Genomic DNA, 24,606 nt, shown 5'->3' on the forward strand with positions numbered 1-24,606 from the left:
ACATGACCGCAAAAGACCAACTTCTTCAAGAACTAGACCAAGTACCAGAACCCGTGCTGCTGAAAGTGCTTGAATTTGTCCGTTCCTTAAAGACTGAAGAAGAACAACAAAAACTAGAAGCCAAAGCATGGCAGGCATATCTAAATTCCGAACACGAAAGAAAGGAGGTTTACCGTCGCCTTGCCAACTCCTAATTTTGTCAGCAAAAGTATGGTTTTAAGTATCCACGCCAGACAGATAGAGAGGTTTGGCGGCACTCCCGGCGTTAGAGATGAAGGTTTGTTAGAGTCGGCTTTGGCTCAACCGCAAGCAACTTTTGGCGGTCAATTTTTGCATTCAACGATTAGCGAACAAGCTGCCGCCTATCTCTATCACATAGCGATGAATCATCCCTTTATTGACGGCAATAAACGATCGGCTTTTGCAGTGACAGATACCTTTTTGCGTTTGAATGGTGGCGCTTTGAATTTGACCGACGATGAAGTATATGATTTAGTCATGCGAGTCGCGCGGGGAACGATGACTAAGGAAGAACTAACCACCGAGTTGGAGTCATGTATTGTTGAGGTTTAATAAGTAAGTTTGGCAGTGCGCTACATTGAGATTAAGTAAGATGCGCCGATAAGCGCCCTACAGTGAAATAGCGAATCGCGGAACAAAAAAGCGAGTAAAGTTATCACTAAAGAACAAAGCCGAGATCCCTTGCGTCAAGCCAGTAATAAAACTAAACAGAAAATAGCACCAACCGCCGATCGCCCTTCCTCCACCAAATCCCGCTACCCAGCTACTAATTAGCAATAGCCATGAATATAAATTTTTCTCGTTACGACACCTTAACCACCCTGCTAGCAGGAACTACCGCAGCCTTAACCATAGTCATCAGTCAGCCCGCGATCGCCAAAACCCCCCAAGAAGTCGCCAGCATTGCCGGGCCGCTGACAGTACAAATTAACAGTGCTCTCGGAGACGGTTCTGGGGTAATTATTGCCAAAACAGGCAAAACTTACACAGTTTTAACAGTCAACCACGTCGTAGAAAAAGCAGACGTGAAATACACCGTTCGCACGTCTAAAGGCAAAAACTATCAAGCAACCTCCGTCACCCGTTTGCAAACCGCCGAAACTGACCCGGATTTAGCCGTAGTCAAATTTGAAAGCCCCGAAGAATATCCAGTCGCGACGATCGCAGATTCCGATCAAGCCGTCATCGGCACTCAAATCTTCGTTTACGGCTATCCCGCTACCGGCGGACTTTTCGGCGCTGAACGAGAACCCGAACTCTCTCCCGGACTCGTTACCAGCCGCCCCAGCAACCGCCCGGAAGGTTACACTTTGCGGTATCAGGCCGTAACTTGGAGTGGCATGAGTGGCGGCCCAGTTTTTGACTCCGAAGGCCGAGTCATCGGTTTACACGGACAAGGGGAATTCGGTTTTGCTCAAACCAGTTCCGGCGAAGTCGCCCCAATTAAAACCGGATTTAACGCAGCAGTTCCCATCAATACATTTATCGCCAAGCTAGTGGCGGCGGGAATAAACAAATCCGAGTTGAAAGTAGACAATACTCCCGCAACGATCGGCCCGGTATCCACCGCCAATCCCCAAGACGCCCAAGCCTATTATTTTCGAGGACTTTCGCTGTTAGATCAAGGAGATGCTTGGGAGGCGATCGCGGATTTCAACAGAGCACTCGCTTTCAAGCCCAAATATACCCCTGAATTGTATTTTAATATCGGTAATGCCCGCACTTTCATCACCGCCGGCTTAGCCCAACTCGAACCCACACGCGGTTCCAATGCTATTCAAGCATACACCCTGGCGATCGAAGCCAATCCCGGTTTTGCCGACGCTTACTACAACCGAGCTTTAGCTTACCTGGACAACAAAGACCAACCGAAAGCAATTGCCGACTTCCAAAAAGCAGCAGAACTTTACAAGCAAGGCGGCAGAACCAGCGCCTATCAAGACGCGCTCAACAGAATCAAGCAATTGCAGTAGACTTACAAGTTAAGAATTAAGAATTAAAAATGGGATTATTCATTTTTAATTCTTAATCACGTTCATACAAACAGCAGGTAAATAACCATGACTGCTATCACCTTAAACCTCAACTCCCTGATTAAACTAACTTCAGAACAGTTTTATCAACTGTGCGAAGAAAACCCTGACTTGAAACTCGAACGCAACGCCAACGGAGAATTAATCGCCATGCCGCCAACCGGAGGAGAAACAGGGAAACGCAATGTCAAATTGACTACACAATTGGATGTGTGGAACGAACAAACCGAACTCGGCGAAGTGTTTGATTCCTCCACAGGATTTACTCTGCCCAACAAAGCCGATCGATCTCCTGATGTCTCCTGGGTAGAAAAATCCCGCTGGTCAGCTTTGACGCCCGAACAAAGAGAAAAATTCATCCCGCTTTGTCCCGATTTTGTCATTGAATTAGTCTCGCCCAGCGACAGTTTGAAAAAAAGTCAGGAAAAAATGCAAGAATATATGGAAAATGGCTGCCGTTTGGGTTGGCTAATTAACCGCAAAAAACGGGAAGTTGAAATTTATCGCCCCGGTCAAGATGTGGAAGTTTTACAATCTCCTCTCATTCTTTCTGGGGAAAATGTTTTGCCGGGATTTGTTCTCAATTTGCAAAAAATTTGGAATTAGCAGAATTTAATTTTGACTTATATCATCTTCTGTAAAATAACCTTTACCATTTCTTAGGGAGGAATGCCAGTCCGAGCGATTTGGATTAGGACTCTCAGTCCTCATTACAAACCAATTTTGTTATAATCTTTCGAGGGGACATAATATTAGCTGGAAATTGATAAAATTGTAATTACTCATAAAATTAACTGGCTCGAATTATGGTTCAAACAATTCAAGCTAAAAATGTCACATTAGAAGAATTAAAAACAGTTTTTGACCTTCAACTTGTCACAGACGACCAATTTTTCCGAGAATGGCAAGATGAGTTACCAGAAATTACCGACTTTCAAAAACGACAGCTAGATCAGATGAAAGCGGGTTACTTCAACTTGTTAGAGTATCCGCCGATGCTGGAAAAAACCATTAGTTTGTCAATTGTCTCTCCGCTGTTATTTGCAGGCGAGTTTTATCTGCATCCTTTCTACATTAAACCAGAAAAATCCGTCGAATTTTCCGAAGAAGATGAAGGGGTTATCATCAAAGGCAGCATCGACACTTTAGTTTTAAAAGAGCAGTTGTGGCTGATGGTAATAGAATCGAAACTCGTTTCGTTTTCGATCGAAGCGGGATTGGCGCAAATTTTAGCTTATATGCTGGCAAATCCCAACCCGGACAAACCTAGTTACGGCATGATTGCTACAGGCGGCAGTTTCATCTTTGTCAAATTAGTTAACGGAGAATCACCTCGATATAGCACATCTAAGGGGTATCTCACCCGGAACCCCGGCAACGAACTTTATGACGTGCTCCGCATCCTCAAACGGCTGACTCAATTAGTGATTAGTCAGTAGTTATTGGCAATTGGGAATTGGCCCGCGCAGGGAATTAGGCATTAATCTTCCTTCTTCCCTCTTCCTTCTTCCTTCTTCCTTCTTCCTTCTATCTTCAGAATTACCACGGCGAACCGATCATTGTAAAAGCGGCCCAATAATAAGGATGCGACAAATTTCGATCGCCCCTGGCGGCCAACTCCGACGGCAAAGGCAGAGCTTGATTGTTGCCCGATCGTACCAAATAACCATCTTGCAACCGCACTTCACCCCGCAACATCGCCAACTGCGCTTGCCGCAAAGCCTCAGCCTTAATCGGCGCTGTACGCAACTGCTGGTAAAACTCAGTCATCAGCCCCAAAGTACCGACATCGCTGACATACCACAAACTCGCCAAAGCCGATTTTACCCCCGCGTGCACCGCCAACCCCGCAAACCCCAACTCAGCTTGTTCGTCTCCCACCGCCGTAGTACACGCACTCAAAACCAATAACTCCACCTGCGGGTTAGATAACTTCAACTGATCCAACTGATTCAACCGCAACTTAGTATCCCAAAACTGAATGTAAGAATTTTGGGCCCCCCCAGGCTGAAAATCGCCGTGAGTAGCTAAATGAATAATTTTGTATTGCGATTGATTGCGCTTCTGCTTCAAATTTGCCAAAGTAAAAGCTTCATTAAGAAAAGACGAACCAGGCCAAATCTTGCCCACAATTGTCGATATTTCCAACGGCACCGCAGGCAAAGGATTTTGATCGTATTTGGCGGGAAAATTCGACGCACCCATCGCTAAAACTTCAGAACCCTTAACATCGGCATAGCGAGTATCAGTTAAACTCAAACTCGGAATCAGCCCCAAACTGTACTTTTCTACCAAAAACTGCTTGCCGTCGTAAAGAGCAGCTAAAGGCAAAGTTCGCAAACCGGCATCCATCGAAAACACCAAAGTGTCAATCTTGTTAGCCTCCAATTCCGGTTGCAGCGGTGCAATTAACCACTGGTAAAGTTCCTCGGCAGGTTGCTTGTAATCAACAGCATTCAATCTCCTGGGACTTCTGATAGCATTAGTAAATTCTTTAGCAACTTTGAGCACTGTCTCGCGGCTTGCCGGCACACTTTTAAAAACATTTTTGCCGTCTGGCAACAACAACACAAGTTCTAAATGTTTGTCTTTTGCCCATACGTAAAGGATGGCGGGTTTAACCCCAGTCAATTGATTGACACTGCTGAGAGTATCTCGAATACTTTGCTGTGTGACTGACTTTTCAGTCACAGTGCCCCCAAAGTAACGTTCAAAGTCCCGCCCCTGAGTTCTATCCCTTTGCTGCACTGCGTCGATCGGATTTATTTGCGCGATCGAGTTCGATCGAGAAATCTCAGGAACCCTCACATTCCCGATACCTTCTGACGTTACCGCACTCCCCGGCTTCTGTGGAGTTTTTGCCACGCTGGCGTTTTCTGTCACCGCAGGCGCGGGCAAATTGTCTTTTAACACCGACGGCGATCGCACTACCGGGCCGGCAGCAGTCTGGTTAGACTGCGCCTCAACAGACGCAACAGCAGGTTCTGGCGAGACATTTGCGTTACTGAGCTTTGGCGCAGACACTGGGGGGCCGAGACTCACCTGAGTCACAATTTGTTGAGAATTCTCTGTAGTTTGCAGTTCCACAGTGGTAGTTGGTGCCGGAGTCGGCACGATCGCCAGCGGCCCGATCGCAGTTGAGGAAGTGGCAGTATTCGACTTCGAGTTTCCAGTCCCAACAGTCGCCGCCGTGCAGGTTCCCGACGGGCAAGAGCTTTGCAGCAGCGTCTGTGAACCCGATTGAGCCAGCCCTTCTGTAGAAATGCTGACCTGGGCGGGTTCAGCAGCCGTTCCTGTTCCCGGTGGCCGAAATGCTCCCCCAGCCTCGATCGCCACATCGCCGCCGGTATTGCCGCGAGCTTTGATCGAAACAACTTCAACATCTTTCTGGCCAGTAATTTGGCTCGAACCGGCACTTCCCGATTGCGAACTCGAGTTAATCACCCCTGTAACGATCCGGCCCGGCGCAGCAATCGAAATATCTCCCCCGCTTCTGGCACCAAAAGCATCGATATTGCCGGTTTCTACCGCACCGGCGCTGCGAATATTGATAGGGCCCGCCACCCCGGAAGTTGAGCGAGATGAAACCGTACCAGCAGTCAAATTGCCTTGGGTGCTAGTGATATTAATCCCCGCAATCGAGGTAACGTCTCCGACGGCTACAGTACCGCCCATCAGAGAGATCGTGGCGTTATCAGTACCGACGATCGCACCCGTTCCCACGATCGCGCCGGTATCCAACGGCGAGCGAATCGTCATCGGATCTTGAAATGTCACCGCCACTGGCGTGGAATTTGGCGTTGAATTTGGCGTTGGAGAACCAATCGAGATCGCACCGCTACCGTCAGCGCGCCCGATCGTCATCGAAGCAAACCCATTCCGAAAAGTGTTCAATTCAGCAGCAGTCAAGTTCAGAGCTTCTGTATCGCCAGAACCTTGAATTATAATATTTTGACTGGGATCGGCAGGTTGCAGCACCAGATTGCCGTTGCTGGCGATCGAATTTTTGTCACCCGTCAAGTCAATTTCGTTGCCAGTTAAAGTAATATTTCCCGGTGTTTGCGAGCCGCCAGCTTCGATCGCCCCTGCAGTGACTCCATTGCGCCCCGTTAGCGTCACATTCCCCGCGCGATCGCCCCTCGTGTCGATCGCCCCAGCAGTCACCGTACCCTGTGCAGTAACACTCACATCTCCCGCCGAATTGCCTATATCTTCGGGAGGATTGACAGAAGTGTTGATGGTGCGGGCAGTTCCAGTAAGTAGCTGACCGGTTGTGACATTGCCTGCGGTGCTGACGATGCGAATTTCCTGATTGTTGGTAGTGATATTTCCGGTTCTGATATTGCCGTCAGCTTTGAGAGTAATTGAGGCCTTGTCTGCCCCTGTCAGGGAACTTGTAGTAGTGATTGTCCCCAAACCCGCTGGCGATTGAATAATTAGCGGATCGTAAAATGTGAAATCGTTAGCAATCAGAATTGAACCGATACCGTTGCTGCGCCCGATCGTAATTCCAGCAAACCCATTTTCCAAACTTCCGAGGTCGTTTGCGGTCAGATTCAAATAAATATTAGTACCGACATCTCCAGAACCGCCGATCGCAATATTTTGACCAGGACTCCAAGGTTGCAGTACCAAAAAGCCAGTACCGCTGACTGAATTTTTGTCACCTTTAAAATTAATTTCATTACCAGTCAAAGTAATGTTTCCCGAACCCCCTGCGATCGAGCTCACTCCCAGAACATTTCGAGCCGTCACAGTGACATTTCCCGTCGCTTCCGGGCCGCTGGCATCAAGTTTTTGCGCCGTTACATTCAGGCCTTCGAGCAAAATATTTCCGCTGCTGCCAGTGCTGGGATTGGATGAAGAAATCTTGTTGGCAACAGTCGAACCCGGACTAATCAAACTAATATTTCCGCCGTTACTTGACAAATTGCCCGCTGTAATTTGACTTCCCGAAATGGTTATAGCACCGCCAGCCGTGCTAATTGTATCGGCCGCATTCATCGAAAAAGCACCCGCACCATTGCCATCCGCATCTGCTCTAAATGTTACCGAACCAGTAGTTGCTTGAAAGCTCAACTGATTGTCCGCCAAATCAGCAATTGTAATATCATTGAGCGCTTCGAGAACCACATTTGCAGTCGCCGACATACTTTCCAAAGCTCTAGCCGAAATTGTCAGCGAAGGCTCAGAATTGTTTTCCTGTCCTGGTAGCGTTCCTGTTGCCAAAATATTATTGTTAGCAATTATTTCCGCATCGCCCGCAGCTTCTGGGGAATCTGTAATGAAAATATTTTCAGGATCTAACAGCAAAGTCCCCAAACCGTTTGTCCCAGAGGTATCAACAGTACCGTTAAAAATCAATCTTTGCTTACCCGAAACTTCCACAAACCCCCCAACACCTGCGGTTCCCGTTGCAGAAACGCCATTGGCGCTGATGCTGCCCAAAAATGCTGTTGTGTTGTCAGCCCAGACAACAACTCTGCCGCCGTTGCCTGATTCAGTTGCGTTGGCTGCGATCGAACTTTTGCCATCCACGTAAGTCATCCCGGCAGTCGGCACAGTTCCCTCGCCTCGGTAATCTCCCCCGATCCGCACCGTTCCGCCACCGTCCGGGCCCGAAGCCTCAATCTTCGCTCCCAATAGCCCTACCTTGTCACCCAACACGTTGACGCTTCCTCCGACGCCCCCCCTGGCAGACACGTCTGCAGCACCCCCTACCAGAGCATTTCCAGCCCCTGCAGGCACTGTTTGGCCGCCTGTGAGCACCACTTCACCTTGAGCGTTCGTAGTTATACCCGTAGCGTGAGCCACGCCGGGGCCAGAGAGCAGCCGAGGTAAACTCAGCCCAGAGAAGGGAACAGCTTCCGAACCCGACACTGCTGCTGCCGGAGAAACTTCTAAACTCAGCAAAAGTCCGTTTTGACTCAACCGCACCAGATTTTCGCCCGGAACAGCCGCCACAGTAATTTGACCGCCTGGGGCTGAAAGTTGTCCTGTACTGATGACCGTACCGCCCAGCAAAGTCAAATTTTGCCCGGTGCCGACAGCCAAGTTACCGGCATTGACAATACTCCCCGGCTGTGGGCCAAAAGCAAAAGCATTGGGCGTTCCGACGAGGGCCGCGAAGTCGTTCGCCCCAGTACCGTTGAACCAACCGTCGTCAAAACCGATACCGCTAGCGGTGGTAGCCAAAAAAGACCCGGACACGTCGAGTCGGGCATTTGTTCCGAAGATAATGCCTGCGGGATTCATCAGCAACAAATTAGAATTGCCGCCACTAACTTGAATTAGACCATTAATTAAGGAAGCATCGCCCCCGACAACACGGCCGAGGATATTTTTAACGCTTGGGTTGGAGATGAAATTGGCAGTTTCGCCCGAATTCAGATTGAACCGAGTAAAACTGTGGAACAAATTTGCTCCGTCTCTGGAGGTAGTGCCGCCCTGAATGTCGTAGCGAGGAGGCGACGCTGTACGTGGGGCGGTGACATTGGTTCCGGTGCCGTCTGGGGCTGGAGTAATAGATTGTGCCGCAGCAATTTGAGATTGGGGATAAATTGCCACGAGTACCCATCCGTTGCTGTTTTCTTTGAGGAAAACCAGGTTGGGGAAAAAATCTAATATCAAAAATCCAGCAATGGGAATTGCTGCCAAAATCGACCGCACAGCACGTTGAGCATTCATAAGTTTGCCTCGGTCTAGACCTTAATTCGAGTTTAAAATTGAGATTTTAGGTAAAAAAGAGTCGATCGCACCCAATGCTGACACTTCCTAACGCGAACTCTCGATCGCAAATCTTAAAATTTAAGTCTAAATTTGATTGTGTCACCAACATAGCAAAGACTGACAGTAAGTGTCGAAACACAGTTCCGTTTAAACGCCTGAAAATTATGAGCGATCGAATTGTCCGTCTGATCGGTTTAACTGGGGGCATCGCCACCGGTAAAACCGCTATATCTAATTATCTGGCCGATGCCTGTGGATTTCCGATTTTAGATGCCGATATTTTTGCCCGCGAAGCTGTGAACCCCGGTTCGCCAATACTTGACTCTATTGTAAAACGATACGGCGCGGGTATTTTGCTCCCGGACGGCAATTTAAATCGGCCAGAGTTGGGAAGTATTATTTTTTGTAACGCAGACGAGCGGCAGTGGTTGGAACAACAGATTCACCCTTACGTGCGCCGCCGATTAGTTGAGGAAACTCAAAGCTACATTGCTGCATCGAGTTTGGTATCCCAAGACACACAGGATTTAGGTACAAAGACTCAAGAAACCGGCTTGTTTCACCAAAAGCTAGAACGAAGTATTGTGGAAAAAAAATCCGGTTTCTGTGCCAAGGCTGACACGTTGACTTTGGTTTTGGTAGTGCCGCTGCTGTTTGAAGCTAACATGACTGACTTGTGTACCGAAATTTGGGTAGTGTACTGTTCACCCGAAGTGCAGTTAGAACGACTAATGCAGCGAGATGGCTTAAGTTACGATCGAGCTAATGCCCGCATTAACGCCCAGTTGCCGCTAGCTCAAAAGTGTCAACAAGCTGATGTTGTTTTGGACAACTCGTCAACCCTCGACTCGCTATTCCAGCAGGTAGATGTGCAAGTCAGTCGCTGTGAGATTTGAGATGTGAGATTGACTCCGCGATAGCGGTTTTAAAACCATGTTTTTTTAATCCCTGCGCGCCAGTTAGTCCATTTTAGAGGTGAGATTTGAGATTGAATCCACGATTTTGCGAAGGGGCTTTTTTCCCTCAACCGCTTTCGACTCCTCCTTGAGAATGGCGCGTCACCGCTCTTGTCACAAAGCCAGATCAGAAAAGATCCGAAAAAATCAAAGATGCACAATTTATTTAAAAATACAAGAGCAACCATTTATGAAGTTAATGTGAAAATTAGGCATTGCCTCCTTTAAGGAATCTCATTCACCAAGATATTTATATGTAATACCAATTCTCCCAACTCTTGCAACAATTATGAGTTTTTGGTTTGTTTACGCTCACGCTTCAGGTAAGGTTCGTCGCTTGGAGATTGTCGCTCTTTTTTAGGATTGGCAGGTGGCGACGCACCCGGAGCGCTACTGTTGCATGAGTTTTGAGAATTAGTATAACGTCCTGATGGCGCGCCTGGGTACTCTCTTGTTGTGTCTGTAATCCCCGGTTGCCACTTCAACTCAATAAATTATCAAGTTAATCATAAAAGTAGTAAAACTTTACAATTGGCGCTTTTTGTTTCTTTCTTGGAAGACTGTTTCCAGAGGATTCCAGAGGCGATACCATTTTAGATTTTAGATTTTAGATTTTAGATTGGGGAATGATTTATAACTACCAGGGCTGGGAACACGGGCATAGAAGAGTAGCATTTTTTTTGTGAACATGGTCTTGAATTCTGCTGGTTGCCCGCAACTAGCAGAGAACTAGAAATTACCAGCGAAAAAGCGAGCTAGATGAGGGATTTAATCCGCTTTTAACCAAAATTCAAAAAAATTGCAGGTGCCGTCACTTACTAATTGATGATTTCACCACAATTATTTTTTTTATCCTGATAGCAGAGTACAGACTGCGTATCAAGAAGGGAAAATACACCCACCAAAATTTATGATGCGCGTTTACTCTTCCATCCTGATGTCAAGCCTGTTACTGAGTGCTGGCGCAGTTAATGCTCAAAGCTTAGAAACTCGATCGACCTTTTTTGCTCAAGACAACTCTGCTCCCGAAATTTTAACCGCCATAGCCGACTCTCAGACCTTTTACGATAAGGAGCCAGATAATAAGCCGCCACAACGAGGAAGCGGGAGATAAAGCCGAAAAAAGCGATAATTGCAGGGAATTAGGGGGAGAATGGGAGAAAAGAAAATTGGGATAAGAAGAGAAAAATTGAATATTTCGAGCCATTAATTGCGGACTTACGTACTGCGTAGCAAAAAACCGATTTTTCAGCAGTATTTGACGAGTCAAGGCATAATTGTTCGCTATTCCGATTTTTTGGCCAAGCGTCCTCAAGATATCAGACACCACCAACGGGCGGGAAATGTTGCACTCAAAAAAAAAGAAAGGTAAAGCGCGAGTAGGAATCTTACGCTTTACCTTTTTTTTTAAACTTTTGCAGATTTAATCTTCTTCCGCAGCTTCGCCACCAACAACGACATCGCGAATCCGCAAACTCGGGCCGCCGCAGCCCACGGGCAAACCGCTTTGCCCTGCCTTGCCGCAGCCCCCGGATTCATCCCAGTAGAAATCGTCGCCGATCGCCTCAATATCGGCTAAAGTGCTGAAAACATTACCCGAAAGAGTAACATCCCGCACCGGATTGTCTAATTTTCCGTCGCGGATCATCCAAGCTTCGCCGGCACTGAAAGTAAACATTTCGCCGTTAGTCATGCCGCCTTGCCAATTGCGCGCATAAACTCCTTCTTTGATACCAGAAAATAAGTCAGCAACTGGCGTGTCACCCCGTTCGATCCAAGTATTCGTCATGCGAACGATCGGCGGATAATGATAATTCAAACAGCGAGCATTGCCAGTAGGCGTTTCTCCCAACTTGCCCGCCGTTTCCCGCGAGTGCAGTCGCCCGACTAAAGCGCCGTCTTTAATTAACTGAGTAGTAGTCGCGGGAGTGCCTTCGTCGTCGTAGAAATAGCTGCCCCGGTGTCCCTCTGGCGATGCACCGTCGAAAATTTGCAAGTTTTCTGGGCCGAACTGGCGGCCGAGGGTCATAATTTCCAAAATGTCGGGATTTTCGTAGGCCATGTCGGCTTCGGAAAGGTGTCCGAAGGCTTCATGGACAAACAATCCGGTCAAAATCGGGTCGATGACGACGGTGTAGGTGTTGCCTTGGACGGGGGGTAAGGCTAGGGAATCTACGGCTCTCTGGGCGGCGCTGCGAACTTGAATATCGAGATCCGTTAAGTCTTCGTAAGCTTTGCGGGAACCGGTGGTTTCGCGGCCGGTTTGTACGGTTTCCCCGCTGCGGGCTGTGGCGGCAAAGCGCATTTCCATGTCTGCCCAACCTTGTTCGAGCATGGTGCCTTCGGAGGTGGCGAGGATGATCCGCTGGGTGCTGTCGCCGTAGCGCACGGAGATTGTGGCGATGCGCGGGTCAATGCTGCGGAGGATGGCCGCGTAACGATCGCACAATTGCTTTTTGTCAATTAGGGGAACCAGACGGGGGTCTGTTCCTGTCAGCGGCAGCAAGCAAATGTCTTGTACTGGCGTAACTGGCGCCAGGATCGTTTCTTCTTCGCCGATCAGTTTGGCCGCGGCGATGGCTTCTTCGATTCTTTCGGCGAGGGTGGAAAGTCTGTTAAAACTGGCAAAGCCCCAACCACCTTTGTGGCAAGCTCTGACTTGGCCGCCAATTGAGACTCCTTCGCTGAGGGTTTCAATTTTTTCGCCTCGCAGCAGGATGTCGGTGCCTTCGGCTTCTTCCAGTCGAATTGCCAGATAATCGACTTGGTGGCGGTAGCGTGCCATTAAGTCTGACAGCAGATTTTTCGAGTCGGCGATCGAGGTGGGCATAAGGAAAGCACGGTGTTTAACTTACTTCATTTTGCACTGTTGTCAGGGCGATCGTACAAAATACCGCCGCAAGCGCGGAGATTGCGACTTATTGGTACGGTTCTGCCAATATCCTTAGTTGACAAATGTGGATATCCTGTGAGTTAGGAGGAAGGCGCAAGAAATTATGCGGGATTTTTCGATCGTGCTGGTGCTTGACCCAGCCCAAAAACGGATACCGTGCCACGTACTCCTGTCGTGGAAAGATAAAAATTTTAGACCAAAGTTCAATCTCCCAGATTGCATCTGTGGGGTAAATCTAAAATCTAAAATCTAAAATCTAAAATCGACTGACTCCTAACTCCTGAACTTTCCTATACATAAATACTTCACCCTTCATGCCTCCGAAGGTGGGTTTATAACTACTATGAATACTTACTTTTTACCGACAATAAGCGAAATTTTAGCCTCCGAAGGCCAAGAAAATGACCTGAGTCTCTTTGATGCTAAGTTGGCGGGAGGAAACAACCGCCATCGGTGTCCTGCAAGCCGTGGGGCTTCTCGGCTGAAAGCTGAACAGGAATGGTATGGGGCGATCGCAGCTTTGAATCAAATGCTCGACCGGCAAAAAGCAGGACAAAAAACAGATGCCGATCGAGCAAATGGTCGATCGACAATCTCCAATTCCTGTCAGGGATTGGTGTTGTCCGGCCCGTCTTCGGTTTTGACTGACCCCGCTTTGGCCGACGGCTTTGCCAATTGCATTTTTACCAGTATTCCCGACAACGATGCGGCTTTGTGGTCTTTTCGGGCCAGACAAACTTTAGCTTTACTGCCGGCGGCCCAGGTGCAAATATCAGTGCCTGCGGCGGCCCCGGCTTTGGCTTTGGCAAGTGGCGATCCCTTAGCCAACGAGCAGTTTTGTTTGGTTTTAACTGCTAGTTTTAGCCTGGTGATGGTTTTGGGTGAAAATTCTGCGGGAATTCCGGCTTTTCTATTTTCTTTCGATCCGCAAGTAGTCGCCAAAGCTTGGGAAGTTTTGCGGCGCAGGGTGACTGAAAGCGAATGTTTGCTTGCCAATTCTGACGGTAGCTTCAATTTACCAGTTAGCAAATTAACTAATAATTCTACTAAATTAGACGCGCTGTTCCAGCAGTTTTTGCCTGTGGAGCCAAAGTATCAAACTGTGATGCAGTTCAGCCGCTTGCTGTTGCATAATTTGCCAATTGGGAAAGATGAAGCAGGCAGGATCAAGGATGAAAGAATTGATGAGGGTTTGAACCATAGACATCACAAGTTATCTGCTGCAGATATCAACTGCAAATCTTCAATTCCTCTGGCTACTAAAGAGGTGGAATTGCTACAGGCGATCGCCCACGAAGTCCGCACACCTTTGGCTACCATTCGCACGCTGACCCGATTGCTGCTGAAACGTCCCAAACTCGATCCGGTGGTAGTCAAGCGTTTGGAAATGATTGATGCTGAGTGTACCGCTCAGATCGATCGCTTCGGTTTAATTTTCCGCGCCGTGGAATTGGAAATGTCGCAAGCCAAAAATTCCTGCGTCCAGCTAACAGCAATGTCCCTCGGTGAAGTGCTGCTTCATAGCATTCCGCGCTGGCAAAAACAGGCTGCTGTGCGAAACCACACTTTGGAAGTTATTGTGCCGAAAAAGTTGCCTGCGGTAGTCAGCGATCCGACGATGCTGGATCAGGTTTTAACTAATTTAATTGAGAATTTTACTCGAACTTTGCCATCGGGGAGTCGCATTCAGGTGGAGGTGACATTAGCTGGCGATCGGGTCAAGTTGCAGTTGGAATCGGAACATTTACCTGAAGGTAATGGCGCATCGACTTTTGCAGAAGCGGCGAATGCTCCTTTGCGATCGATCGGGCCTTTGTTGATGGTGCAGCCGGAGACGGGAAGTTTGAGTTTAAATTTGAGCGTGACTAAGAATTTATTTCGGGCTGCTGGCGGGAAGTTGGTAATTCGCCAGCGCCCTCAAAAGGGTGAGGTGATGACGGTATTTTTGCCGCTGCAATAGTTATTAGTCATTAGTCATTAGTCAATTAAAATCTCAATGACAAACTCAGTTCCTTCTCCCAGTGCAGAAATACAACAGTCAATGAGTTTGAGTTGTTTAGTCTCAGGATTAATCAGATATAATCTAGTGCCAATCAGATTCTATCGTCCTATCAATACTTAAAAATACAACAAATTTCACAGCCCACGAACAGCTAACAGTTAACTGTTAACAGTTAACTGTTAACCGAATTCATTTAACCTAATTCATTCTGGCTTTCAAGGCATCTCGCGCTTGTTCTCGATCGTCAAAATGGACTTTTTCGGTGCCCAAAATTTGATAATCTTCGTGTCCCTTTCCTGCAATCAGCACACCGTCTCCCGGTTGAGCGTCCATAATAGCAGTGCGAATTGCAGCGGCTCGATCGCACATCACGACGGGCTTTACTGCGGCGGGAATTCCTGCTAAAACATCCTCCAAAATGCGATCGGGATTTTCCGTGCGCGGATTGTCGGAAGTAACAACAGCTAAATCGGCTAATTCTGCAACGATTTTACCCATAATCGGGCGCTTAGTGCGATCGCGATCGCCACCGCAGCCAAACACGCAAATCATCTTACCCGGAATAAACGGCCGCGACGCCTTCAACAAGTTCTCCAAACTGTCGGGAGTGTGCGCGTAATCAACAATAACGCTAATATCTTGTTCCGGGCTAATTTGCACACGTTCCATCCGTCCCGGAACTCCCGAAAACTGAGATAATTTCTCCACAATGGCGGACAAATCTAAACCCAATTCTAAAACAGCACCAACAGCAGCCAACATATTTGATAAATTGAACTGACCGACTAAAGGCAAAGAAAAAGCTGTTTCACCCTTCGGAGTGTGCAGCATTCCCTTAACTCCATTAGGCTGATACTGCAAATCTGAAGCATACAAATCAGCAGTTTTGTCGCTAGTGCTGTAACTCCAAACTAGGTCAGATTTGAGGGTTTCAACTATCCGCTGCCCGTAGGTATCGTCAATATTAATCACAGCGCGATTTGCGAGGTAATCGGAACCAAATAAAAGCGATTTAGCCTCAAAATAATCCTCCATATCGCGGTGATAATCGAGATGGTCTTGAGTCAAATTTGTAAAGACAGCAACTTCAAAACTACACCCCAAAACTCGCTGCTGCGCTAGGGCGTGGGAACTGACTTCCATCACGCCGTGTTTGCATCCGGCGACTACAGCTTCTGCTAATTGCTTTTGCAGGTCAACTGCAAAAGGTGTGGTGTAAAGTGCAGTTTGTTGGAAGCCCGGCCAGCGAGTGTAAAGCGTGCCAAAAATCGCCGTCGGCAACTGCATTTCATTGAGCAAAAATTCGATTAAATGAGTGGTTGTAGTTTTGCCGTTAGTGCCCGTAACGCCGACAAGTTTTAATTTGCTAGCTGGATTGCCGTAAAAAGCAGTGGCTATTTGACCGCAAACTTGAGCCATATCCGCTGCTGCGATGACGCAACTACCCCCGCCTTTGGAAGGTGTTTTCTCGGCTGCTTGGGTGGAAATTATGGCGGCAACTGCACCAGAGTCGATCGCACTTTGCCAAAAATCTCCGCCATCTACCCGAGTTCCCGGCATTCCCAAAAACAAATCGCCCGCCTGACAAGCGTGGGAATTAGTGGATAAACCCTTGACTTCGACATCGAGGGCGGGATGTTGGGCGTCAAAGGAAATGCTGGGAACTGCTGCTAATAATTCTCTCAATTTCATCTGAAAAACTCCTCACTTGGATGTCTTGAATATGACTGGCGGAACACATTGTTTGAGCCACTCTCTACAGGTTTTTGCTGTGGGCGGTGCAAAGCCTAAGTTTTTTTGGTGCGCGGTGTAAAAGCTCTCGCCCTAGAGTAAGCTGCACACCGAGCACCCCGAAGTCAGGATTAAAACCTGAGTTTTTGGGTAAATTGTATTATTGTGACAGATCGATTTGCAAATATTTCTGTAACATTTGCTCCAATTGGGCGACACTACAGCGGGGAGAAGGACGGGGTAAAAGTTCTTCAGGGGAGAATGCAGCCTCGCCAGCAGAATTTGTTGGTTGGGGCTGCGCTTTAAACAAAACTGGAACTTCGTACTGATAAGCTTGAAACCAGTCATCGCGTTCGGTAATATCTCGGACTTCGAGTTGAAACTTCAGGCTTTCAATCTGTTCGAGTTTTTCTTGCAACCCTTCGCACAAGTGGCATCCGGGTTTGGTGTACAAAATCAATCGCATCATAAGAGTACAATTAAACTCGATCTTAAATTATCAAACCTGCGATCGCCATTGGGCTAACTCAACGCGAGTAAGACACAACTCACGGCTTTATTGGTCGCAATGCGCGATCCGATGTTATCTTAGCATTGACGGCAAACCGATTACGGTAATTTGCCATCTCAATGTAAATACAGGTCGATCTATCCATACACTCGGTCAGTAAAAAATGCAAATTACGCCTGAAATTTCTGGGAAAATTAAATTATTACGTCTCCCCCTAATTATTGGGATTGTTACTATTCACTCGTCTATAAATTCTGTGGGATATGCTGACAATTTTTTCCAGACTTTTATTGCGAGCACTTGGGGTGGTTCCTGCGTTTCTTTTTTGTTTGTTATTTCAGGATTTCTTTTTTTCAAAAGTTTTAACTTATCGCTAAATTCTTACCAAGAAAAGCTCAAGTCTCGGTTTTGGACTCTCCTGGTTCCCTATTTATTTTGGAACTTAGCTTTATTGGCAATGGTCTTAATTGTCTTGAACATACCGGCAACAACTTCTATTATTCAAGGTCATTACAAAAAATACATTGAAGACTACAGCTTCGCCAATTTTATAGATTGTTTGACGGGGTACAGAAACGGTTATCCGATCGCATTTCATTTCTGGTATGTCCGGGACTTAATCGCGATGGTGATTCTATCTCCGGTATTTTTACTGGTAGCTAGAAAGATACCCTATCTAGGTTTGGCTTTGTTTGCCGCGCCTTGGTTGCTGAAATTACAACTTGGTTTTATTAAAATCCAGTGGTTGGGGCCACTGTTCTTTTATTTGGGATGTCTGATTGCTGTTCAAAAATTGGATTTAACTTGGATCAATCGACGAAAAAGTTTGATCGTAAGCATATACTTAGCGATGGCTGTTGTGCTGGCAATAATGAAAACATCCGAAATAGAAACTTTCCAACACCTGTTTGAATGCTGCACCAGAGTAGTAGGTACGATGGCGATTTGGTGCGCTGCCGATTTGGTAGGTGGGAAGCTGCAAAAGGTGTGTTTAAATCTTTCGGGTTTGGCATTTTTTGTTTATGCTTCTCACGAACCGACGGTAACAGTTTTGAAGGAAGTTTTTGAGAAATTGTCAAAAACGCCAAATTCGATAACTGTCATGATACACTATTTGTTGATATTGACAATTTCCACTTTACTAACGCTGGCTGCGGGTAGTCTTTTACAAAGGTACACGCCTAAATTTTTCCAAGTGATAACAGGTGCCAGGGGATAATCATACAATTTTAGATTTTAGATTTTAGATTTTAGATTTTAGATTAGGGAGGGATGATTATCATCGTTTCGCTCTTGCCTACAGTAGCATTTTTTGGGGCTACCTAATATCAATTTTAGATTGGGGATTAGAGAGTTTAGATTACTCTCTTTCTGCTCTTCCTCTGTGCCCTCTGCGCCTCTGCGGTAAAAAAATAAATCTAGTTCACCAATGAAAAAGTTAAATTTATTCACACCAACTAATTTTCCAATTACGATTGACTAATAAATCAAGCTTTAGTATAGTATAGAAATAGCCCTACATAAAGGAGGCAGTATGGACTGCACCGAATACGCAGAAGCCAAGCGAAAAGCAGCCAAAAAAATTAGCGGCGACATTCGAGAACGCTGGAACAATCGCATTGTTCAGCGAGAATTGCACTTGATGGGAGAAGCGGGGGCAGTGCAGTATTTAGCTGATTACGGGCGCGGCATCGGTACGGCAAAAGTTATTGGTTTTGCACTGTGCGCGGAGTCGGAAGGATACCCGGAAATGGCGATCGGCTTTTGGAAAAGAGCGTTTGAATTGGAAACAGGAGAAAAGCCGATCGCCCTCAATACTCCAAACAAATCTACCACCAATCTTGCTCCTGCTGCAAAATCAACTACCGCTGCCAGAATAGAGACTGTTAATGACCCCGTAGTTCCCGAATTGCCACCGCATTTGCAGCCGGGAAGGATTGTCACCATGCAGCCGGTGGACGCGCCGAGCGAACGTTCTTATTACATCGAAAATCCCGATTATTGGGGACAGCCAAAGCGCGACGGCAATCGAGTAGTGGTCATCGCGACGCCAGATAAAGCATACTACCAATCGCGATCGACTAACCTGCGGCAACAAGCATCGATTGAAATTGAACAGGCATTAATCGACACAGCCGCTAAAATTGGCACCTTTATTTTAGACGGCGAACTGTATTACAAAAGCTGTACCGGCAGCGAACACCGCACCGGCGCGCAAGCTGCTACAGTTAATATTGAAAGCGGTTTTCCCACAATCCAGCCCAGCGCAATTTATGCCATTTTTAAAAGTTTGTTTTTCAAAGGCAATGATTTAACTACCGTGGCAGAATCCGAACGAATTGCAGCGGGAGTTGAAGTTGGCGAAATTCTGGCAAATATATCCCCAGCCTTTGAAGTTGTACCGACATTTCGCACCACCGCCGAAAAACTCGTCCTGGCAAATCAGCAGGAATCTGAAAATAGAGAAGGCGAAGTTTGGGTGTTGCACAACTGCCAGTATGTCGGCGGCAAAGATGTTAAGAAATATCCGATGGTGAGGACTAAATACTGTCAAGAACACGATTTATTTATTGTGGGTTTGACGGCGACAAAAGTTGCGGGGCGGCCGTTTAGCGCCGTCAAAGTAGCGCAAGAAATTGATGGCAAATTAGTCCCAGTAGGAACCGTGGGAACCGGGTTTAGCGCGGAGGAAATGCAGGAAATTGCCCGACTCTACGAGGCTAACCCCAAAAATGTCAAAATTAAAGTGCGATCGCAGGGTTTGACGGAAAGCGGCAAACTGTGGCACGCCCGATTTCTGGAGTTTTGTTAAATTTGTAGGGAAACTGCAGTGACGTTTCCCAGCCTGGTGTGCGATTATTAACCAATAGTGGTAAATAAAAAGGTTGGAGGAAACATCAATGTTTGTTAGCAAAAATAATTTTTACATCTCCCCAGAAGAGTACCTAGAAGGCGAGCGAGTAAGCCCCATCAAACACGAATACAGACGCGGACACGTTTATGCAATGACGGGGGCAAAAAAGCCTCACATTATTATTGCTAGCAACTTAGTAAGGCGACTGGGAAATCACTTAGATAACACTGACTGCTTAGTTTTATCATCAGATATAAAAGTCCGACTGGAAGAGGCAAATTGCTATTACTATCCTGATGTAGCGGTGACTTGCGACGAAAGGGATACCTCAACTACTGAAGATTTCATTTTATATCCATCTTTAGTAGTTGAGGTATTGTCGCCCTCAACAGCAGCTTTTGACAGGGGGGATAAATTTGTCGATTACCAAACTTCTCCGAGTTTGCAAGAATACGTGTTAATCACTCAATCCGAAATCAAAATTGAATGTTTTAGACTCAATGCTGAGGGGAACTGGGTTTCTCAGATTTACCGACAAGGAGATAGAGTAGAATTTGTTAGTGCGGATTTTAGTTGTGCAATTAGCGAAATTTATCAAAAAGTCCCAGGCATCATATTGTGATGTATGAAAAAAACCTTTCTTAGGTTCGTAGTGAGGAATGCAAGTCCTGATTCTGATGACTTCATATGATGTCCGATCGATTAACCATAATATCTCGGTCGGGGCGGGTTTTGGAGATTGTCAATTATTGGCAGGTATTGTTGGTGAACCCGCCCCTACAAAAATCGATCTCGCTCGACCGGACATGATATCAGTCCTCACTCCGAACCAAAACGATAGCTAACAAATAGAAAAAACAATGATTAAAATCTTACACCTTTCAGATATCCACATGGGCAGCGGCTTTTCCCACGGGCGGATTAATCCAGAAACCGGTTTAAATACGCGGCTGGAAGACTTTGCGGCGACGCTGAGTAAATGTATGGACAGAGCAATTTCTGAACCCGTAGATTTAGTCATATTCGGCGGCGATGCTTTCCCGGATTCGACGCCTCCACCGTTTGTAAAAGAGGCTTTTGCCCGCCAATTCAGCCGCTTGGTGGACGCGCAAATTCCGACGGTTTTGCTAGTAGGAAATCACGACCAACATTCTCAGGGACAAGGCGGCGCGAGTTTGGGAATTTACCGGACTTTGGGGATACCTAAGTTTATTGTAGGCGATCGCCTGGACACTCACCTGATTCAAACCCGCAGCGGGCCCGTACAGGTGGTAACATTGCCTTGGTTGACTCGATCGACCTTAATGACACGTTCCGAGACTGAAAGCCTGTCTATGGGCGATGTTAACCAATTATTAACCGAAAAACTGACGATCGCAATGGAAGGCGAAATCCGCCGCCTCAACCCCGACATACCAACCGTACTTTTAGCGCACTTAATGGCAGATAAAGCAAGTCTGGGCGCCGAACGTTTTTTAGCAGTTGGCAAAGGTTTTAACATTCCCGTTTCCATGCTAACTCGTCCTTGTTTTGATTACGTTGCTCTCGGCCACGTACACAAACACCAAAATCTCAACGCTGACAACAATCCGCCCGTAATTTATCCCGGAAGTATCGAACGAGTTGACTTTAGCGAAGAGAAAGAAGATAAAGGTTTTGTGTTAGTTAATTTGGAACGGGGGAAAGCAGAGTGGGAATTTTGCGCTTTGCCAGTGCGGGTGTTTCAGACGATTAAAGTGAATGTTTCCGAATCGGAAAATCCGCAAGCCGAGTTAGTTAAAGCTATTAGCAAGAAAGAGATACAAGATGCGGTTGTGAGATTAATTTACCAATTGCGATCCGAACAATTAGATTTAATCGACAACGCTGAATTGCACGCACTTCTGGGCGAAGCGCACAGCTATACAATCCAGCCGGAATTAGTCAGTCAGTTAGCAAGGCCGCGTTTACCAGAATTGAATGCTAATAATAGTATAGAACCCTTAGAAGCTTTGAAAACTTATCTGGCAAGTCGCGAAGATTTGAAAGATGTTGCGGAGAGTATGTTAGAGGCGGCGCAGGGTTTGTTGGGTGGTACGGAGGAAGTTTTAGTTGAATTTTAGGTAGAATTTTAGGTAAGATCGGGTATGTAAATTTTCCCTACCACACAATCTCAGAAACCGGGTTTTTTCCTATATTTTTCCTACTCAACCCAAATGATTCGCAGAAACCCGGTTTCTCCCTACCACTCATTTACTTAGGATCGCGAATTAAAGAACTTACAATTTTAATTGTTATTGTGGGATGGGCGTCCCGCCCGTCTTTTTTGGACGGGCGGGACGCCCATCCCACAAACTTGTGGAAGTTATTTAATTCTCATTCCTTAACTTCAACCATCCCAAAAACTTCCCCTACAACCAACCGAGTTCCGTTGGCAAAATCCACTCCCGACTGCACCTTTTTCCCCGCTAACTGCACCTCCCGCAACAATAATAAACCATCACCGGTTTGGACGATCGCCCCCAAGCCCTTCACAACCTTCACAACTTCCCCATTTGCGCCCGACAACTGGGCTAAAACAGGCCATTCGCGTTCCAAAACTCTCAAATCTGCTGGCATTTGCAGCCAATATTCCGGCCCGACGGGCACAGTAGCTATCACCTTCAGAGAATTGCCGCGAAAAGTCGTCGTGCAATCCGGGAAAAAGCCCCTAACTTGATTGTGAAGGGCGATCGCACTTTTCGACCAATCCAGCACATAATCGGCACTCTTAATCATCGGCGCATAAGTCGCCTCAGCATCATCTTGAACAACAGCTTCAATTTTGTCGTCCCTCAATTTCACCAACGTTTCTATCAACAAATCCGCCCCAACTTCCGCCAACCTATCCGCCAAAGAATCAGCATTATCCAACAGCGAAATCCCAGCAAAAGCCTTCAACAGCATCGCCCCAGTATCCATCCCAGCATCCATCAGCATAGTAGTAATTCCTGTTGTCTTTTCCCCGTCAAAAAGACAGCGCTGAATCGGCGCCGCACCGCGATACTTCGGCAAAATTGAACCGTGAACATTAACGCAAGCCAAATTAGGAATATCGAGTATTTCTTGAGAAAGAATCTGGCCGTAAGCTACCACCACAAACACATCCGCCTGCGCTTCTCGCAATTTGGCAATGGTTTCAGCATCTTTCTTGATTCGTTGCGGCTGCAAAACCGGGAGACTGTGATTTAAAGCCACATCTTTTACAGGTGAAGGCATCAATTGATTGCCTCTTCCCCGGCGTTTGTCCGGCTGAGTCACTACACCCACAACCTCAAATTCTGGGTGGCTTAACAAACTGGATAAAGTAGGGACAGCAAAGTCGGGAGTGCCAAAAAAAACAATTTTCATAGATTCTTCGTTATTAGTAAGTAGTCCTCAGTCATTACTCATTAGTCGTCAATTAGGTAATGGCAAAAAACCATAGTATATTATACAGACTATTCAGCGCGTAGCAGCTATGATACAAGCGAGTTTATGAGTATTTTCACTCACCGGACTCGTGTAATATTTATCGATCGGCTAAAACAATAATAGTTTGCTTCTAGATTATACACTTCTATAATTGTTCCGAGTTGTGCGATCGGCAAAAAAAATCTCGATTGATACTCAGGTGCAGCCCAACTCGATCGCTCAAAACCAATGAGTTTTATATACGCAACAACATTTGCATCTATGCTTCCCAAGTTAACTAGAACTGTTTTAGTAAAAATTTTCATATAATCTACATTTTTTACTGCTAATTTCAATTTTAGCATATCTACTAGAACAGGAAAATAATTGTCGAATTTTCTGCTAAAACTCAGCCGCAGCTTATTTGCCTACACCGCCGAACAAGAAAACTTTATTCACGCCGTCACTAATCCCCAAGCTTTTAATTCTGCTATTTTGTGGCTGCAACCACAACCAACATAAAACCCATTTAATCTCGAAATTCCAGTTTCTTGGCAACCCCAATTTGTAGATAGACTAGCCTTAGAATCCCAGCCGGGAAAACATTCCTTACATCAAGCAGAACATTACTACTGTCTCGACTTTTTCTCAATCTTCGCCGCCTCTATCTTATTAACAATACCGCAGCCAATCAAAGTAATATTAGATATGTGCGCCGCCCCCGGAGGAAAAAGTATATTTGCCTGGAAAACATTAAACCCAGAATTGCTGTTGTGCAACGAAGCCATAGGCAAACGCATGGGAATGTCGATCTCTAATTTAAGACGCTGCCAAATTCAACCATCAGCCGCCGCCAACGTCGATTCAAAAATACTTGCCGAAAAAATACCACAAACGGCTAATTTAGTAATAGTAGATGCTCCTTGTATTGGTAAATCACTCTTAGCAAAAAGAGACAAGCACCCGGCTGCTTTCATACAGCACTTTCCAGTGAAGTACAGAGAAACCGGGTTTCTTGAATAAAACCGGTTTCTGGCGAGAAATCCAGAAGAAACCCGGTTTCTGGGGTGTACTTTATAAACCTGGAATCCGCTGTAATGTCACCATCAACAGCAATGCCAATCGCCAAAAAATAATTTTAGCCAATTCTGCTAAAATTGTAGAGCCCCAAAGTTATCTTGCATACATGAGCTGCACTTATTCAACTGCATAAAATGAACAAGTCAGCGAAGGGCAGTTAAGCAAATTCCCCGAATTGGGGCCAGTCACTGTTCCTCATTTAGAAAAATATCGATCGCACCTGACAGAAATTCCTTGCTATCGGATGTGGCCGCAAGATAGACTAGGAGCAGGAGCTTTCACTGTTTTGTTTCAAAACACCTCCGATGGAGAGAGAAATCAGCTACCAGCAGATTTTCGAGATTTAGCTCGTTTTACCAACCTCTAACTATCCGCGTCCATCCCC

Annotated in this window: 21 protein-coding genes; 15 read left to right on the forward strand and 6 right to left on the reverse strand. The window is 46.4% G+C overall.

The genetic code is table 11. The features are described from left to right. The first annotated feature begins 2 nt into the window (after positions 1-2). The 5 genes from QUB39_RS07185 to QUB39_RS07205 all read left to right on the forward strand — a co-directional run bounded on the left by QUB39_RS07185 (position 3) and on the right by QUB39_RS07205 (position 3,493). Positions 3-194, forward strand: a complete 192-nt coding sequence (locus tag QUB39_RS07185; protein ID WP_333053201.1) for a DUF2281 domain-containing protein — start codon at positions 3-5, stop codon at positions 192-194. After that, complete coding sequence (locus QUB39_RS07190; protein ID WP_333053202.1) at positions 181-573, forward strand: type II toxin-antitoxin system death-on-curing family toxin; 393 nt, start codon at positions 181-183, stop codon at positions 571-573. Before QUB39_RS07185 ends, QUB39_RS07190 begins: the two co-directional genes overlap by 14 nt. Before the next feature lie 230 nt (positions 574-803). Continuing rightward, positions 804-1,994, forward strand: a complete 1,191-nt coding sequence (locus QUB39_RS07195) for a tetratricopeptide repeat-containing serine protease family protein (protein WP_333053203.1) — start codon at positions 804-806, stop codon at positions 1,992-1,994. 87 nt (positions 1,995-2,081) lie between these two features. Next, positions 2,082-2,660, forward strand: a complete 579-nt coding sequence (locus QUB39_RS07200; protein ID WP_333053204.1) for a Uma2 family endonuclease — start codon at positions 2,082-2,084, stop codon at positions 2,658-2,660. Between the two features lie 200 nt (positions 2,661-2,860). Further along, positions 2,861-3,493 carry a restriction endonuclease subunit R gene (locus QUB39_RS07205; protein WP_333262261.1) on the forward strand — a complete coding sequence of 211 codons (633 nt, stop codon included), beginning with the start codon at positions 2,861-2,863 and terminating at the stop codon, positions 3,491-3,493. 100 nt (positions 3,494-3,593) lie between these two features. Here the strand turns inward: QUB39_RS07205 and QUB39_RS07210 are convergent, their stop codons facing one another. Continuing rightward, positions 3,594-8,741: a CHAT domain-containing protein gene (locus tag QUB39_RS07210; RefSeq protein WP_333208306.1), complete on the reverse strand. Its 5,148-nt coding sequence runs from the start codon at positions 8,739-8,741 to the stop codon at positions 3,594-3,596. A 206-nt stretch (positions 8,742-8,947) separates the two neighbouring features. Here QUB39_RS07210 and coaE point away from each other — a divergent pair, with 206 nt between their 5' ends. Beyond that, positions 8,948-9,679 carry a dephospho-CoA kinase gene (gene coaE / locus QUB39_RS07215; RefSeq protein WP_333208307.1) on the forward strand — a complete coding sequence of 244 codons (732 nt, stop codon included), beginning with the start codon at positions 8,948-8,950 and terminating at the stop codon, positions 9,677-9,679. A 970-nt stretch (positions 9,680-10,649) separates the two neighbouring features. Then, the gene (gene patX / locus QUB39_RS07220; protein ID WP_333208308.1) at positions 10,650-10,853 is read left to right on the forward strand and encodes a heterocyst-inhibiting protein PatX; all 204 of its coding nucleotides are present in this window, start codon (positions 10,650-10,652) and stop codon (positions 10,851-10,853) included. A 309-nt stretch (positions 10,854-11,162) separates the two neighbouring features. Here patX and QUB39_RS07225 read toward each other — a convergent pair whose 3' ends face one another. Continuing rightward, a complete protein-coding gene (locus tag QUB39_RS07225; protein ID WP_333053209.1) occupies positions 11,163-12,569 on the reverse strand; it encodes a TldD/PmbA family protein in 1,407 nt (468 codons plus the stop codon). A 406-nt stretch (positions 12,570-12,975) separates the two neighbouring features. Here QUB39_RS07225 and QUB39_RS07230 point away from each other — a divergent pair, with 406 nt between their 5' ends. Continuing rightward, a complete protein-coding gene (locus tag QUB39_RS07230) occupies positions 12,976-14,592 on the forward strand; it encodes a HAMP domain-containing sensor histidine kinase (RefSeq protein WP_333208309.1) in 1,617 nt (538 codons plus the stop codon). A 240-nt stretch (positions 14,593-14,832) separates the two neighbouring features. On the opposite strand, the gene QUB39_RS07235 is transcribed toward QUB39_RS07230, so the two are convergent. Both QUB39_RS07235 and QUB39_RS07240 read right to left on the reverse strand, forming a co-directional pair. After that, the gene (locus QUB39_RS07235; protein ID WP_333208310.1) at positions 14,833-16,326 is read right to left on the reverse strand and encodes a UDP-N-acetylmuramoyl-L-alanyl-D-glutamate--2,6-diaminopimelate ligase; all 1,494 of its coding nucleotides are present in this window, start codon (positions 16,324-16,326) and stop codon (positions 14,833-14,835) included. 199 nt (positions 16,327-16,525) lie between these two features. After that, positions 16,526-16,831 carry a glutaredoxin family protein gene (locus QUB39_RS07240; RefSeq protein ID WP_333053321.1) on the reverse strand — a complete coding sequence of 102 codons (306 nt, stop codon included), beginning with the start codon at positions 16,829-16,831 and terminating at the stop codon, positions 16,526-16,528. A gap of 208 nt (positions 16,832-17,039) precedes the next feature. On the opposite strand from QUB39_RS07240, the gene QUB39_RS07245 reads away from it, so the two are divergent. From QUB39_RS07245 to QUB39_RS07260, 4 genes are all read left to right on the forward strand, one after another. Next, the gene (locus QUB39_RS07245) at positions 17,040-18,095 is read left to right on the forward strand and encodes an acyltransferase (RefSeq protein WP_333053215.1); all 1,056 of its coding nucleotides are present in this window, start codon (positions 17,040-17,042) and stop codon (positions 18,093-18,095) included. 315 nt (positions 18,096-18,410) lie between these two features. Beyond that, on the forward strand, positions 18,411-19,688 hold the full coding sequence (locus tag QUB39_RS07250) for an ATP-dependent DNA ligase (protein WP_333208311.1): 1,278 nt from the start codon (positions 18,411-18,413) through the stop codon (positions 19,686-19,688). An 88-nt stretch (positions 19,689-19,776) separates the two neighbouring features. Further along, entirely contained in the window at positions 19,777-20,352 is a 576-nt protein-coding gene (locus tag QUB39_RS07255; protein WP_333208312.1) for a Uma2 family endonuclease, read from the forward strand. A 238-nt stretch (positions 20,353-20,590) separates the two neighbouring features. Further along, positions 20,591-21,832 (forward strand): exonuclease SbcCD subunit D, encoded by a 1,242-nt coding sequence (locus QUB39_RS07260; RefSeq protein ID WP_333208313.1) that lies wholly within the window; start codon positions 20,591-20,593, stop codon positions 21,830-21,832. A gap of 253 nt (positions 21,833-22,085) precedes the next feature. On the opposite strand, the gene fmt is transcribed toward QUB39_RS07260, so the two are convergent. Both fmt and QUB39_RS07270 read right to left on the reverse strand, forming a co-directional pair. Then, positions 22,086-23,099: a methionyl-tRNA formyltransferase gene (fmt, locus tag QUB39_RS07265; RefSeq protein WP_333208314.1), complete on the reverse strand. Its 1,014-nt coding sequence runs from the start codon at positions 23,097-23,099 to the stop codon at positions 22,086-22,088. 140 nt (positions 23,100-23,239) lie between these two features. Further along, positions 23,240-23,467, reverse strand: coding sequence for a hypothetical protein (locus QUB39_RS07270; RefSeq protein WP_333208315.1), 228 nt, complete (start codon positions 23,465-23,467; stop codon positions 23,240-23,242). Between the two features lie 61 nt (positions 23,468-23,528). Here QUB39_RS07270 and QUB39_RS07275 point away from each other — a divergent pair, with 61 nt between their 5' ends. The 3 genes from QUB39_RS07275 to QUB39_RS07285 all read left to right on the forward strand — a co-directional run bounded on the left by QUB39_RS07275 (position 23,529) and on the right by QUB39_RS07285 (position 24,588). Then, positions 23,529-23,663, forward strand: coding sequence for a hypothetical protein (locus QUB39_RS07275; RefSeq protein WP_333053224.1), 135 nt, complete (start codon positions 23,529-23,531; stop codon positions 23,661-23,663). Positions 23,664-23,849: 186 nt separating this feature from the next. After that, the gene (locus QUB39_RS07280) at positions 23,850-24,164 is read left to right on the forward strand and encodes a hypothetical protein (protein WP_333208316.1); all 315 of its coding nucleotides are present in this window, start codon (positions 23,850-23,852) and stop codon (positions 24,162-24,164) included. Positions 24,165-24,396: 232 nt separating this feature from the next. After that, complete coding sequence (locus QUB39_RS07285) at positions 24,397-24,588, forward strand: hypothetical protein (protein ID WP_333053225.1); 192 nt, start codon at positions 24,397-24,399, stop codon at positions 24,586-24,588. The last annotated feature ends 18 nt before the right edge of the window (positions 24,589-24,606 follow it).

Origin of the sequence: Microcoleus sp. AT8-B5 (genome assembly GCF_036705565.1) — a bacterium.
GTDB lineage: Bacteria > Cyanobacteriota > Cyanobacteriia > Cyanobacteriales > Microcoleaceae > Microcoleus.

Coding starts and splice junctions, on each gene's coding strand:
- QUB39_RS07185 (WP_333053201.1), top strand. CDS start 3: ATGACCGCAAAAGACCAACTTCTTCAAGAACTAGACCAAGTACCAGAA.
- QUB39_RS07195 (WP_333053203.1), top strand. CDS start 804: ATGAATATAAATTTTTCTCGTTACGACACCTTAACCACCCTGCTAGCA.
- QUB39_RS07200 (WP_333053204.1), top strand. CDS start 2,082: ATGACTGCTATCACCTTAAACCTCAACTCCCTGATTAAACTAACTTCA.
- QUB39_RS07205 (WP_333262261.1), top strand. CDS start 2,861: ATGGTTCAAACAATTCAAGCTAAAAATGTCACATTAGAAGAATTAAAA.
- QUB39_RS07210 (WP_333208306.1), bottom strand. CDS start 8,741: ATGAATGCTCAACGTGCTGTGCGGTCGATTTTGGCAGCAATTCCCATT.
- coaE (WP_333208307.1), top strand. CDS start 8,948: ATGAGCGATCGAATTGTCCGTCTGATCGGTTTAACTGGGGGCATCGCC.
- patX (WP_333208308.1), top strand. CDS start 10,650: ATGATGCGCGTTTACTCTTCCATCCTGATGTCAAGCCTGTTACTGAGT.
- QUB39_RS07225 (WP_333053209.1), bottom strand. CDS start 12,569: ATGCCCACCTCGATCGCCGACTCGAAAAATCTGCTGTCAGACTTAATG.
- QUB39_RS07230 (WP_333208309.1), top strand. CDS start 12,976: ATGAATACTTACTTTTTACCGACAATAAGCGAAATTTTAGCCTCCGAA.
- QUB39_RS07235 (WP_333208310.1), bottom strand. CDS start 16,326: ATGAAATTGAGAGAATTATTAGCAGCAGTTCCCAGCATTTCCTTTGAC.
- QUB39_RS07240 (WP_333053321.1), bottom strand. CDS start 16,831: ATGCGATTGATTTTGTACACCAAACCCGGATGCCACTTGTGCGAAGGG.
- QUB39_RS07245 (WP_333053215.1), top strand. CDS start 17,040: ATGCAAATTACGCCTGAAATTTCTGGGAAAATTAAATTATTACGTCTC.
- QUB39_RS07250 (WP_333208311.1), top strand. CDS start 18,411: ATGGACTGCACCGAATACGCAGAAGCCAAGCGAAAAGCAGCCAAAAAA.
- QUB39_RS07255 (WP_333208312.1), top strand. CDS start 19,777: ATGTTTGTTAGCAAAAATAATTTTTACATCTCCCCAGAAGAGTACCTA.
- QUB39_RS07260 (WP_333208313.1), top strand. CDS start 20,591: ATGATTAAAATCTTACACCTTTCAGATATCCACATGGGCAGCGGCTTT.
- fmt (WP_333208314.1), bottom strand. CDS start 23,099: ATGAAAATTGTTTTTTTTGGCACTCCCGACTTTGCTGTCCCTACTTTA.
- QUB39_RS07270 (WP_333208315.1), bottom strand. CDS start 23,467: ATGAAAATTTTTACTAAAACAGTTCTAGTTAACTTGGGAAGCATAGAT.
- QUB39_RS07280 (WP_333208316.1), top strand. CDS start 23,850: ATGTGCGCCGCCCCCGGAGGAAAAAGTATATTTGCCTGGAAAACATTA.